Source organism: Enterococcus sp. DIV0660C (assembly GCF_017316125.1).
In the GTDB taxonomy this organism is placed as follows: Bacteria; Bacillota; Bacilli; order Lactobacillales; family Enterococcaceae; genus Enterococcus_B.
In genome coordinates this window covers 14,437-28,165 of the sequence record NZ_JAFLWA010000028.1, presented here as the reverse complement: position 1 = coordinate 28,165, position 13,729 = coordinate 14,437, and the positions used below count along the sequence as shown (strand labels likewise).

At 33.3% G+C, this 13,729-nt stretch carries 12 protein-coding genes and 1 pseudogene; all 13 read right to left on the bottom strand.

Going from position 1 to position 13,729, the window contains the following annotated elements:
• Positions 1–217: 217 nt before the first annotated feature.
• Entirely contained in the window at positions 218–1,390 is a 1,173-nt protein-coding gene (gene dnaJ, locus DOK81_RS07990) for a molecular chaperone DnaJ (RefSeq protein ID WP_206897730.1), read from the bottom strand.
• Positions 1,391–1,651: 261 nt separating this feature from the next.
• Positions 1,652–3,481 (bottom strand): molecular chaperone DnaK, encoded by a 1,830-nt coding sequence (dnaK, locus tag DOK81_RS07985; protein ID WP_206909906.1) that lies wholly within the window; start codon positions 3,479–3,481, stop codon positions 1,652–1,654.
• Between the two features lie 46 nt (positions 3,482–3,527).
• The gene (grpE, locus tag DOK81_RS07980) at positions 3,528–4,091 is read right to left on the bottom strand and encodes a nucleotide exchange factor GrpE (protein ID WP_206909901.1); all 564 of its coding nucleotides are present in this window, start codon (positions 4,089–4,091) and stop codon (positions 3,528–3,530) included.
• Between the two features lie 96 nt (positions 4,092–4,187).
• Positions 4,188–5,231: a heat-inducible transcriptional repressor HrcA gene (gene hrcA, locus DOK81_RS07975; RefSeq protein WP_206909899.1), complete on the bottom strand. Its 1,044-nt coding sequence runs from the start codon at positions 5,229–5,231 to the stop codon at positions 4,188–4,190.
• A 230-nt stretch (positions 5,232–5,461) separates the two neighbouring features.
• Entirely contained in the window at positions 5,462–6,643 is a 1,182-nt protein-coding gene (hemW, locus tag DOK81_RS07970; protein WP_206909897.1) for a radical SAM family heme chaperone HemW, read from the bottom strand.
• Positions 6,644–6,744: 101 nt separating this feature from the next.
• A complete protein-coding gene (locus DOK81_RS07965; protein WP_206909912.1) occupies positions 6,745–8,124 on the bottom strand; it encodes a site-specific integrase in 1,380 nt (459 codons plus the stop codon).
• Positions 8,125–8,253: 129 nt separating this feature from the next.
• Positions 8,254–8,438 (bottom strand): annotated as a pseudogene (locus DOK81_RS12320) (hypothetical protein); the annotation flags it as partial.
• Between the two features lie 183 nt (positions 8,439–8,621).
• Complete coding sequence (locus tag DOK81_RS07960) at positions 8,622–10,910, bottom strand: hypothetical protein (protein WP_206909895.1); 2,289 nt, start codon at positions 10,908–10,910, stop codon at positions 8,622–8,624.
• On the bottom strand, positions 10,900–11,961 hold the full coding sequence (locus DOK81_RS07955) for an SIR2 family protein (protein WP_206909893.1): 1,062 nt from the start codon (positions 11,959–11,961) through the stop codon (positions 10,900–10,902). The genes DOK81_RS07960 and DOK81_RS07955 overlap by 11 nt, the downstream gene beginning before the upstream one ends.
• 164 nt (positions 11,962–12,125) lie before the next feature.
• Complete coding sequence (locus tag DOK81_RS12395; RefSeq protein ID WP_277988521.1) at positions 12,126–12,404, bottom strand: tyrosine-type recombinase/integrase; 279 nt, start codon at positions 12,402–12,404, stop codon at positions 12,126–12,128.
• A complete protein-coding gene (locus DOK81_RS12390; RefSeq protein ID WP_277988520.1) occupies positions 12,368–12,676 on the bottom strand; it encodes a site-specific integrase in 309 nt (102 codons plus the stop codon). Before DOK81_RS12390 ends, DOK81_RS12395 begins: the two co-directional genes overlap by 37 nt.
• Positions 12,677–12,700: 24 nt before the next feature.
• Positions 12,701–13,006 carry a phage integrase SAM-like domain-containing protein gene (locus DOK81_RS12315; protein WP_242589954.1) on the bottom strand — a complete coding sequence of 102 codons (306 nt, stop codon included), beginning with the start codon at positions 13,004–13,006 and terminating at the stop codon, positions 12,701–12,703.
• Positions 13,007–13,184: 178 nt separating this feature from the next.
• The gene (locus tag DOK81_RS07945) at positions 13,185–13,700 is read right to left on the bottom strand and encodes a hypothetical protein (RefSeq protein WP_206909890.1); all 516 of its coding nucleotides are present in this window, start codon (positions 13,698–13,700) and stop codon (positions 13,185–13,187) included.
• Positions 13,701–13,729: the final 29 nt, after the last annotated feature.

Sequence of the window (13,729 nt, the reverse complement as noted above, 5' to 3'; positions counted from 1 at the left end):
AAGATTTTGACGATGCTTTTTTGATTCATATTCTAGAAGAACTAATCATTGCTAAGCACTTCTTTTTATCACTCGTGTCCTTCATTACCAAAGGACTTACGAGTGTATCACAACCCGTTTTTTGATTCAGTTTATTTCCAAAAAGTTCACTTTATTAAGTATAAGCAGATAAACAATAAAACGGTGAAGTGACATATTTGTCGACTTCACCGTTTTATTATTTACGCTTTTTTCCGCCAAAAGCATCCTTCATCTTATCGAAAAAACCATCTTCTTGCTGTTCTTCGACTTTCATTCCACCTGCTTCAGCAAATGAGCGTAACGCTTCTTTTTGTTGCTCATTTAAGTTCTTCGGTGTAATTAGTTTCACTTTCACGTGTTGGTCACCTGTTGCACCACCACGTAGTTTAGGTGCACCTTTTCCGCGAAGACGGAAGTTTGTTCCTGTTTGTGTCCCTGCTGGAATTTTTAATTTAACATCCCCATGAACAGTTGGAACTTGAACTTCATCTCCTAAAGCTGCTTGTACAAAACTTAATGGTAATTCGTAATAGATTTCTGAACCATCACGATCAAAAATATTACTTTCTTCTACACGGAAGACTACATATAAATCACCGAACGGCCCACCGTTTTCACCTGCTTCACCTTGACCAGCTAAACGCATTTGTTGTCCTTCTTCGACACCAGCTGGTACATTTACTTTCACAGAGTGAGCTTTCTTTTCATGACCTGAGCCATGACAAGTTGGACACGGTTCTTTGATTTCTTTTCCAGTACCGTGACAAACATCACACGTTTGACGACTCATCACGCGCCCTAGTGGCGTTTGACGTTCAACATTGATTGTCCCTGAACCATGACATTTTTGACATGTAATTGGTTCCGTACCAGGTTTTGCACCATTCCCATGACAAGTGTGGCAAACTTCTTCGCGGTTATATTTGATTTCTTTTTCAATACCAAAGATTGCTTCCTCAAAACTCAAATCAATTGTGTATTGCAAATCAGCTCCTTGGCGAGGTGCCGTTGGATCAACTGAACGACCTCCGCCTCCTCCAAAGAAAGAGTCAAAGATATCTTCAAAACCACCGAAGCCACCTCCACCTCCAGAGAACCCGCCAAAGCCACCGAAGCCGCCTCCGCCTCCAGCGCCATAATTTGGATCTGTGCCAGCATGACCATATTGATCATACGCAGCCCGTTTTTGTGGGTCACTTAAAATTTCATAAGCCTCAGATACTTCTTTAAATTTTTCTTCTGCATCTGCTTCTTTGTTAATATCAGGATGATATTTCTTAGAAAGTTTACGATAAGCTTTCTTTATTTCATCTTCTGAAGCCCCTTTTGAAATTCCTAAGACTTCATAATAATCACGTTTCGTTGCCATAGGCTTTCCTCCTATTGGTTCTAATACATCAAATTCACATCGCTTGTAATCATATCACATTTTAGACGAAACCAAAACTGCTGCATGCATTCTTTCAAAAGAAAAAGACTGTGGCAAAAAGTCGGATCGACTTTCCCCATAGCCTTCTCTTTTTTACGAATAGGTAGACAGTCCAGAAAAGATGGCTTTAGCCGAATCTACAGATTTCAGCTAAGTCCAAGTTTCCTGTTTTGGTCTACTCCTAGCACACTAGGGAACTAATTATTTGTCGTCACCGTCGACTTCTTCAAAGTCAGCATCAACGACATCGTCTGCTCCGCCTTGTGCTGCTTCAGGATTTTCTTGTGCTTGTTGTTGTGCAGCTTGTTCATATAATTTAACTGTTAAGTTTTGAACGATTTCATTCAAAGCATCACGTTTTGTTTTCATTTCTTCAATGTTATTTGCTTCAACTGCTGCTTTTAATTCATCGCGAGCCGCTTCTGCTTTTTGAACTTCTTCTGCGTCTACTTTACCTTCTAATTCTTTCAATGTTTTATCAACTGAGAATAATAAAGCATCTACGTCATTGCGAAGATCCACTTCTTCTTTACGAGCTTTGTCAGCTTCTGCATTTGATTCTGCATCTTTTACCATACGTTCGATTTCTTCGTCTGATAAACCTGATGAAGATTTGATAGTGATCTTTTGTTCTTTTGAAGTACCTAGATCTTTTGCTGATACATTGACGATTCCGTTTTTATCAATATCAAAAGTAACTTCGATTTGAGGAATACCACGTGGTGCTGCAGGAATATCAGTTAATTGGAATCTTCCTAATGTTTTGTTATCAGCAGCCATTGGACGTTCACCTTGTAAAACATGAATATCTACAGCCGGTTGGTTATCAGCAGCTGTTGAGAATACTTGTGATTTACTTGTTGGGATTGTTGTATTACGATCAATCAATTTAGTAAAGACTCCACCCATTGTTTCGATACCTAATGATAATGGTGTTACATCAAGTAAAACAACATCTTTTACATCACCAGTAATAACGCCACCTTGAATTGCTGCACCCATTGCAACAACTTCATCAGGGTTTACTGATTTATTTGGTTCTTTACCAGTTTCTTTTCTTACAGCTTCAACAACTGCAGGAATACGAGTTGAACCACCAACTAAGATTACTTCATCGATTTCAGATTGTGATAAACCAGCATCTTTTAATGCTTGGCGTACTGGAATTTTTGTACGTTCAACTAAGTCAGCTGTCAATTCATCAAATTTCGCACGAGTCAATGTCATTTCTAAATGCAAAGGTCCTGCTTCGCCAGCTGTAATAAATGGCAAGCTGATTTGAGTGCTTGAAACACCTGACAAATCTTTTTTCGCTTTTTCAGCAGCATCTTTCAAACGTTGTAAAGCCATTTTATCTTGACCAAGGTCTACGCCGTTTTCTTTTTTGAATTCCGCAACCATGTAATCAATGATCTTGTTATCAAAGTCATCCCCACCTAAATGGTTGTCACCAGCTGTTGATAGTACGTCAAAGACCCCATCACCTAATTCAAGGATTGATACGTCAAATGTACCACCACCAAGGTCAAATACTAAGATTTTTTCATCGCGGTCTGTTTTGTCTAAACCATAAGCTAAAGCTGCTGCTGTTGGTTCATTGACAATACGTTCAACTTCCAAACCAGCAATTTTACCAGCATCTTTTGTTGCTTGACGTTGTGCATCGTTAAAGTATGCAGGAACAGTGATAACTGCTTTCTCAACTTTTTCACCTAAGTAATCTTCAGCAAAGCCTTTGATATATTGAAGAATCATTGCAGAAATTTCTTGTGGTGTGTAAGATTTTCCTTCCACTTCTACTTTATATCCAGGTTCGCCAATGTGACGTTTGATTGATGAAATTGTATTTGGGTTAGTTACAGCTTGACGTTTTGCCACTTCACCAACTTGGATTTCACCATTTTTAAATGAAACTACAGAAGGTGTTGTACGGTTTCCTTCTGGGTTTGCGATAATTTTTGCTTCGTTTCCTTCTAATACAGCAACTGCAGAGTTTGTTGTACCTAAGTCAATACCAATAATTTTAGTCATATTAACGTCTCCTTATTAAATAAAATTTATTTTATAGTTGCACGAATTACTGCGCGACAATGACCATTGTTGGTCTTAATACGCGATCGTGTAATTTGTATCCTTCTTGCAAAACTTCTACAATCGTATCTGCCGGCAACTCATCAGATGCAGGAACAGTTTGGACTGCTTGGTGAAGCATTGGGTCAAACGTTTCGCCTTTTGCAGGAATTTTTTCGATTCCTTCTTCTTTAAGTGCAAAACGGACACCTTCTAATACCATTTCGACACCTTTTTTCAAGCTAGCACCTTGTTCGTCTGAAACTTCTGTTGCTAGCGCTCGTTCTAGGTTGTCAATTGAAGGCAATAATTTTTTTGCTAAATCTTGCGAACGATATTTTTGCAATTGTTCACGTTCATTTTTTCCGCGATTTGCCATATTAGCAATTTCAGCTCGGGCGCGTAGGAACTTATCTTCCATTTCTTCTAAGTCAGCTTTCAAGTTGACGATTTCAACATTTTCCACTTCAACTTCTGAAACACCTGAGTCTTCCGCAGCTTCTGTATCGACTTCCAAATCTTGCTGGATGTCTTTTAATTCTTTTTCTAATTCCTCTTGGTTTTCTTTCACGATACAGTCTTCCTTTCATTATTCAGTCAGCTGTCTTGATTATTCATACTAAAAATCAGATTAGCTGCTATCAATCTTAGAAATGCGGACTTACGATCATGAGCCAGATAAATCAAGCAAACGATAGTAATCAGCCAGCTTATTCGCTAGTTCTTTTCGATAGACATCAACCAAACCAAACATTCGTGAATAAGGCATGCTTGTTGGTCCGAGTAAGGCAATGGTTCCTCGACCATGCCCATCAATTTCATAACTTGCTTGAATCATACTCATGTTTTGTAGCAAATCATTACCTAATTCAGAGCCAATCTTAATATGAATATTACTATCCATTGGAACAATCATTTGAGTAAGCTCGTCGGAATCTCTCATTAAAGAAAACATCGACTTAAACTGATTCAAATCTTGATGGGGTTCATAATCAAGTAGATTCATTTGTCCACTCACATAAATTTTATCTTCAAATACTTGACCTAAAACAGCATCAAATAAATAAGAGATACCTTCCGTTGATTGGAAATATTTATGTAAGATCATTGGGATCTCTGTTCGTAATTTTTGGTAAACAGTCATTAGTGGATCTCCCACCAAGCGGTCGTTAACAAGCCGAACCATTTTATCTAAATCTTGACTCCCCAAATTTGCTGGAAGAGTAAATACCTGACTTTCAACATTACCTTTATCCGTCACCACGATAGCAATGATTTGCCGATGGTTTAACGGAACGATTCGGAAACCCGTTAATCGGCGATCTTTCACTTCTGGTCCCAACGAGAATGTCGTATAACTTGTCAATTCAGACAAGATTTCAGCAGATTGACGTATGATTTCGTTGATCTCATGAAATTCTTTCCCTAAAGACTGCCTAATCACTTGCAAATCATCATTTGTTACACGAGTTGGTTTTAATAAATGATCCACATAGTAACGATACCCCATTGCAGATGGAATTCGACCAGAGGAAGAATGAGTTTTTAATAGTAGCCCGTCTTCTTCTAGCGCCTTCATATCGTTACGAATCGTCGCTGAACTCGCTTCAATTCCCTCGGCCATTAGCGTTTTGGAACCAACGGGTACGCCACTACTCGTATAGTTTTGGATGATCAGACGCAAAATATCACTTTGTCTCTGTGTTAACATCTTCCATCACCTCTCATTAGCACTCCTATCTTCTAAGTGCTAACCTACTTACTAATATAACAAGCTGCCTGCTTTCTGTCAAGAAAAACACATCATTTTTTAGCACTCTTCCATGCCGAGTGCTAACGATAGATTTTATTCAAAAAAGAGCGAGAAATCAATATTTTTTTGACTTCTCGCTACGCAATTATTTGTGATTATTTTTTTATTTAATTAAATTTAAACAATTTTTATTTATTAATTTCCGTTTTTGGTAACAAAAATTTTTCAAAAACTTCGTTCCCTAAAAATGTACCTTTGGAGGTTAAATAAATTCTTTCGTCCGCATTCACTAACAAGTCTTCTTTCACTAATGCATCTAATGTTGACTGGTAGAGTGACTCTATCGTTTGTTGATAACGATCATAAAAATGTTGTTTGCTGATACCGGATTTTTTACGTAAACCCAAAAATATTTCCTCTTCAATCTGATTATTTCGTGATAATTTCTCTTTTTCTAAAATTGGTAAGTTTCCTTCACGCAACGGATGTAAATAATGTTGGATTGGTCCTTTATTTCGATAACGCGTTTGATCGAGATACCCACTTGCCCCTGCACCAAAACCAAAGTAATGATCATTGTTCCAATACATTAGATTGTGTTGTGATTCATGACCGGTCAGCCCAAAATTACTAATTTCATATTGATGACGGCCATGTCGTTCCATTGCTTCAATCGTTTCCTCAAACATCTGCGTTTCTGTTTCTTGATCAGGCAACTCCAATCGCCCTTGTCTCACCCAATTCATGAACATCGTTTTGTTTTCCAAAATCAATGAGTATAAAGAATAATGCGGCAAATCTAGTGTTAATGCTTTCTCCAATGTATCACGATAATTTTCAAGTGTTTGTCCAGGCAAAGCGTAAATCAAATCGATACTTACATTAGAGAAGCTTTCTGCTTCCAAAAATGACATTGTTTGGTATACATCTTCTGCAGTATGTTTTCTACCAATTTTCTTTAACAAACGATTATCAAAGGTTTGGACTCCCATAGATAAACGGTTCACATCATAATTTTTCATAACCTGTAACTTTTCACGAGTTAAATCACCTGGGTTCGCTTCAACAGTAAATTCCTTTCCAGATCGAAAAGGTAAAATATCACGGGCACCTGCTAACAAACGATCCAATTGTTGTGCGGATAGTGAAGTTGGTGTCCCCCCACCAATATAAAGTGTTTCTAAATCAGCTATAGGGTGTTTCTCCATCATCAATTCCATCTCTTTTAGTAACATTTCGACATACTCATCAACTGGTTGTCCCTCTAAAAAAACTTTATTGAAGTCACAGTAATAACAGATATGCTCGCAAAATGGAATATGGATATACGCAGAAGTTTTACGTTCTGCGGAATTAGTTGTTTCATTCATTGAATTAAATTCTCCTTACATCGAAAAATCGTACCATTTTTCGACCTTCTTTTCGACCACTCTTATAAAAGCATACTAACTGTAATTGGGAAACAAATCCACTAAAAAATCCAAGAATCGACTTCTTGGATCACTTTTTCTTTCGTTGTACTAGACACTTGATTGTAGATTTCTAGCGTTGTTTTCATATTGGAATGACCCACTCGATCCATGATAGCTTTGATTGGCACACCTGTTTCTGCCAAGAGAGAAATATGCGTATAGCGAAAAGTATGCGTAGTCACATGTTTATTAAACGCAGGGTATTTTTCTCTTAAGATATCTTTGACACATTTTACTGGTTTTTTATTGTTACCACGACCATTCATAAATTCGTTAAACGAATGATAAACAACTGGTGTACCATTTTGCGTCTGAAAAATCGTAGTCGAAAAAAGAAAACGTTCGGCACCCTTCACCTTTTTGTGATAGGCAGTCTGGTTCTTTCTTTGATATTTTTTTATAAAAGTCCCTGTTTCTCGTTGCCTCATTTCTTTTTGCCTCGCTTCATTTATTTGAATTCGATTTCGAATAATCGCAAGCGAACGATCATCTAAATCAATTTCCCGAATGGAGGAAATCGTCTTTGGTGGATTTCGTATGTATTGTTCAATGGTTCTCCCAGCAGCCACCACTGCTTCATCAATCACTAACTTCTTTGCATGAAAATCAACTTTCTCAACCGTCAATGCACTTAACTCACCAATTCTCAACCCATTTCGAATCAGAAATTCTGCCATATCCAAGTATAATTTCCCCATCTTATTGATTTCATGATTCCTTTCATATTTCTCATCGATTGCCTGTAAAAGTGTATGGATTTCCTCTTTTTCTAGAAACTTCTTTTTCCTGCGTTGAATCGCTAATATTTTACGATCATTGGGGATTTTCAACACAACCTTATTCAAATCAAACAAAACAAAGTCGTGTCGGTAACCATAAGAAAGGATTTGGTTCAGCAACGAGCGGATCTTTTCTAAGGTTGCTTTTTCTAAAAGCCTTTTCGTTTGCTTCGAGCGGATAGTTAAGATATCCGCCCATATTCCTTCCACCAATAAAGGAGTTAACTGCTGCAGTCGCAGATCATTAGTAAAATACGGTTGTAAATAACGTGCATAAATTTCTTTTTGATAATGGACGGTTGTTTGACGAACGGTTGGTGCCCAAGCCTTCAACCATAGAGCAGTTAGTTCACCAAATGTTTCACATTTCTTCGCGTCAGAAAAAATCTCATATGTACGAAACTCTTCCTTTATCTGCTCTCTTAAATAGCGTAACGCTTGTTTTTCACTTTTAAATCTTTTGGCTTTCCAATTCACACTTTTCTTACTCATTTTTTTCTTGACTGGATCATAATACGCTTGAAACGTACGTAAATAACTTTTTTTATCAATTGTTGTATAAGAACTTCGCAAATACTGGTTTAAATCTGACGACCGCAGTAGTCCTACCTCCTTTCATAAAAAAAGGGCACTGCTAATATAGCAATGCCCTCTTTATGTTCAAATATTTTCCACATTAATTACCGAACGATTTTCGGCTTCAGTAAATTTCACTATTCGTCTTTGACTCTACTTAAACTTTCCTGTTTTATAGATTACTTCATAATTACCACTTGATTTTATATCATTAAAAGATACTTCACTTCTTGAAGAATCTAGCCGTTTGTTTTCATCATAAAAAAATAATACTCAAGCGCACTTTACTTGTCACTAACTGGCATCCATACATCAGCAAGATAACGATTGCTATTTTTTAGATATCCGTGTTCTTTATATTCATTTTATTTAACAAACAATCTATAATTGATCTTGATTTAATAAGAATTTCAGTAACTATGGTAGAAATTTGGAAAATTAGTATATTTAATTATTATTAACTTTTTACATATATAACTTGTTTATATATTGATTGTCAAAAAGTTAAATCGATGTCAATATTATATAGGAAATTGTGTTTGCAAATAAATAAAATCTTTTTTTAACAAATAATTTTCAAGTATATTTAGTAACCTTTTTATACCATCAATCATATTTTTTTGACTTAGCCGGGTAAGAATAATAAACATACTCTCTATAAAATTTTGACTCACAACAATATAATTTTTCCGCAATAAAATCTGAATCACATTAATAAGTATATCAAATTGCCATTCACGATATTCATCCATTTGGTGAATATAAGAGAACTCATATTCACCTAACCTTATTCCATCACTAGTTATTGCTGCTTCAAGAAAATCGATAAATCTTGAAGCAGTTTCATTTTCACTACTCCCTAAGTTAAATAATAAAAATGAAGTCACTGTTTTTACAAATACATCCTTTTTAAGAAAATATTTAATCCAATTTTCTATTTCACTATTTTTATCAAAGTCTTCATTTTCAAATAAAATATCCAAAAATCTATAAAGAATTTTTTCTTTATACTCTATATTTTTATTTAGTGTAATTCTTATGTCCTGTGGGTTTATTTTGTATATTAACATAATCAAAATATTATTTTGGCAAAATTCATCTGAAAATGCGTTATCTTCAAGTAGGGAAATAGCTATTTCTTCGAAAAAATCCATTTTCTCATCTTTTCTCAAATTATATCTATGGCAGAATCCTATAAACATATTTCTTGTCGGTGTTTCTATATTAAACTCAATATGATAAACATTTCGTCCCATTAAATATTCTTTATATGGATTTTTCAAAGAATTTATTCCCTCTTTAATAGACTTTGAATAAAATTTAAATACATCTTCATCAATTTTCTCGACAATACTATAATACCTTCCTAAATCTGTATTAATAAAATCATCTAATTCTACAAAATCTGTTTTTTCTTTATTTAAGAAAATGCTTTCCGTACTTAATAAATTAGGTTTAATGTCTTCAAACAATACACGGAAGACTGTATCATTAGTACTCTTATTATTTTTAGTCAAAACTTTTATAATTTTTTCCTGTTCGTAAGAAATATTAGTTATATCTTTAAAATTCATTTTTTCTAAAAAGGATTCCGCTGTTTTTATACTAATGTAATTATTTTCTATTCCGGTCTCCAGCATTTTTGCTATAGAAGGAGTTAAATTAGTATACAATATCGGTTTGTTTATGACTTTTTCTAGAAAAATTTCATTAAATTGTTTATTTTCTTCCCAATTTGTTATTGTATTTAAAACTCTAATTATTTCTTCATTCTGTCCTTGTTTGCTTCGCTCGCTTAAAAAATTATCATTAAATACCTGTGTTTCCCAATCAGGAAATTTATTCAATAAATCTACTAATACATCTACTTGAGATAAATTGGTTAATGGAGAAACTGGAATAAATGGATGAGTTTTTACCCATCCTCCTGTAACTGGTCCAATACCATCTATAAATTTTTGTTCTATAGCTACGTTATGTTTCTTTACATAATCATTCATTTCTTTTCCATAAAGGTTATAATCCCAATCTATTAATTCATTTGTTTTTTTTATTAAACATTCAGGTATATCTTTTTCATCTAAATCAATATTTATAATTATTCTTTGAATAATAGTGATTTTCAAAAAATCATCAGGGTACCGGGTCTCTCCATTAATCTTCAAAGATTGGTCCTCAATAATTTTTGTTAGTAGCCCTACCGAAGTATGCTCTAACAAAAATGAAAAGTCATAAAATTTCCATGTTTCGCTTTGCTCTTTAATTATATTAATAAGTATATTAAAAGTTTCTTGTGTATAATCAAAAGTTAAAGTCTGTCTTTTGTCAAAAAATGGTGACTTTTCTTTTGAAATTATCTCAAGTAAAAACGCACAATTAAAGAATCTATCTTTAATTCTATGGTTAAAATGTTGTGTATTCATAAATTTTTTCAAATAAGCACGATATTTTTGCATTTTTTCAACATCATCCATATTTTCAGTCATTTTGTTAATAATTGAAATAATCTCAATTTCTGTGCTAGAATTCCAAAAACTAATTTCTTTTATTTTTTCAAAAACTTTATTTCTTATCCTAATTTCTATGTCTTCAAATCTAAAGTTCAATATATGCCATAAATTACAGAATTTAATTGTGTTGCAAATATAATTATCTATAAATAATTGTGATTTGGTCAAATAGTCAAGTACAGTATTTAAATTTTTAACATTATATGTCCCATATTCTGAAAAAAATGAATCCAAAATATAAAAATCTCCGCGCTTTAAAGCTCTATTTACTTCGGTAATAAAAGTATCTTCATTGATCATTTATGGTTAACACCCCTCTTAATCTTTCTGGATCGCTTATAGAATTTTTTCTCTTATCTTTAAATTTTGTTACGAATTTTGCTATAAATTTTGCTAATTCTTCAAACTCTTTTCCAAACCATAGAATATCAACATTATGTTCATCCAAGTAGTAACTTTCTATAATCTTTTTCTTTCTATCATTTGCAACAGGAATAGAATGAATATCCTCTAACCTCATAAGAGCATAGGCTTTTAAACCTCCAACTCTAGATTCTTTTATTTTTTTCAACAACGCCAGTATTTCATCTTCCTCCATACTACAACCTACAAAAAGAAACACTGGAGATTCTTTTCCATCAAGTATTTCTAAAATTTTTTCTTGCTTATCACCTAGAAAATATATACCAGCGTATGATCGAGCAGAACTAACAAAATAATCCGGGTTACATCCGGCATCAGGTACTCCATGAATATGTATTACAGTATTAGATTCAACAGCACCCTCAATTTCCTCGATACTATTTATTTTTTTTGACTTTTTTGAAGTAGAACGTTCATAACTCTTTTCTATTTGATTATCATAATTAGTAGTAATAAAAATTGGCTCCAACTTGACTAATTCATCTAAAATGTCATTTTTAATTAATATAGGTTGGGTTTCAGTAAATATTTTTCTTTCAAAATCAAGAACATGTTCCTGGTATAATTCTAATGTTTTTTCACTTTCCCCAGTTTCACAATATTCTTTTAATAAAAAATTTACTAAATCAACTTTTCGTTTATTGGACGCGGGCATGCTTTGTAAAGATTCTAAAAATAACATATCACTCATCTCAACATTATCTTTAACTGTTTCTTCTTTACTTGTTAGTACATCTAAATGGCCTTTCCAATAATCTATAAGTTGTTCTACATACTGATTCCAATTTGGATACCCTTGCGATATTGAGACTCCCGCTCCAATAAAGCAAATAAGCGAATTTTCATTTTTAGCCTCAACTAATCTTTCTATAAAAAATTGTTCTTTTTGAACAGTGTTATAATTTGATATAATTGTCTGTCCTTCCATTTGCTCCTCCATAATTTTATTTACATGTTATTCAACAATTTAATAATACTCTATAAACTAATAAAAATGAACTATTTATCTGTTGACACACTTGAATGATAAATATAAAAAATGTTATTTGTCATCTAAGCTCGTACCTATTAAATTAAAGTTTTTGCACACAATCAATAATCTTTACCACTTTTTTCATCAGACTTAGCACATAAATGCCCATATATTCCTAAAGTGATTTGAATGGTGGCATGTCCCAGTCTCTCTTGAATAATTAATGGTTGGATATTTTGTTCAATTAAAAAAGCTACATGCGAATGTCTTAACGCATGTAGCTTTATAGGTTTTACATTAGCTTCTTTTGCATAAGATTTTAACCAATTAACAAATGAATAACTCGGTGTAAATGTTCCGTCTAACTGACAAACAAAATCAAATTTTCCAATGCCCATTTGTAACTTCTGCCATTTTTTAATTTTTCAGCAAGTTCTGCGCCTATTCCAATCGTGCGATAAGCATTTCTGGTTTTGGGCGTAGACAAGTACCAATCATTTTTGGAATTGTACACGAGTGTCTTATCGATTGTAATTGTATTTTTATCAAAATTAACATTAGACCATGTTAAAGCTTGTAATTCACCTATTCGCATACCAGTAAAGAAAAGTAATTCATAAACAATTCTCCTATGGTGAAATTGTACTTTATTATCTGGAATCAAACTCATTAACTTCTGAAATTCTTTTAATTCTCAAAACTCTACCTTATGATTTTGGATTGGAATTTTAGAAACATTATCAATAGGATTTACCTGTATTAATCCTTCTTTTAATGCTCGGTCTAACACAATTTTTAGGTGTCCTCTGATTCTGTTGATATAAGAGTTAGACAAAGTTCGGTTAGAATCTACTACCCTTGCATTTTTTGTTATCGTTTTACTCAATTCAAACATCCAGTCCTCTATATCTTGCATTGTAATATCTTTTAAAGGAATACGATAAAAATATTTAAGTTTTTTCTCGAAAATGTACTGTGCATTTTCATAAGTTTGACCCAATCCCAAAAGCTACTAAAGCACTTAATGCACTTTTTTGAAAAACATCATTCGTTAGTCCCAAATTATCTAAAAATGAAAAAATAAAATTATTGCTATTTGTAATAATCAGGGTCACTATTATAGTAATTACAAAATTCTTAACGAGTGAATATAATTCTTTTTTTATCTATTGAATCTTTCATAGGACCACTCCACAGCCTAAATTCAGAATATCTACTAAATTTTTAATAAGTTCTGTATCTTTTTCAAGTACTCGCTCGTCTATCTCTATAACACCGTTACGTTTTATACTAATAATTAAATTATTCTCAGACCTAAAGGTAGCTTTAAGCAATCTATAATTTCTATTTTTCAGTACATAATTAAGAATTTCAACATCGAGGTCTTCACCCTCTAAAACATCTGTCAATTCTACATTTTTAAACTGACAGTCAATAATATTTAGCTTTAATGATTCACTAATCGAAAATATTTGATAAAACTTATTATTGTTTAGTAACGCCTGTTTAATTGAGTCATGAATAAAAATACTAAAAATCTGACTTTTATTTAGCCATTTTGCAAAATATTCTGGTGAATATGGAATTGCATATGAATTAGGACAATTTCCGATTAAAAAATCAGTTCTTCCTAATTGTTCATACATAGGCAAAGTTTCTTTATTTTCTTGTAAGCAAACTTTATAAAATAGCACTCCAATCACCTCCGTAATATTTTGCAAAC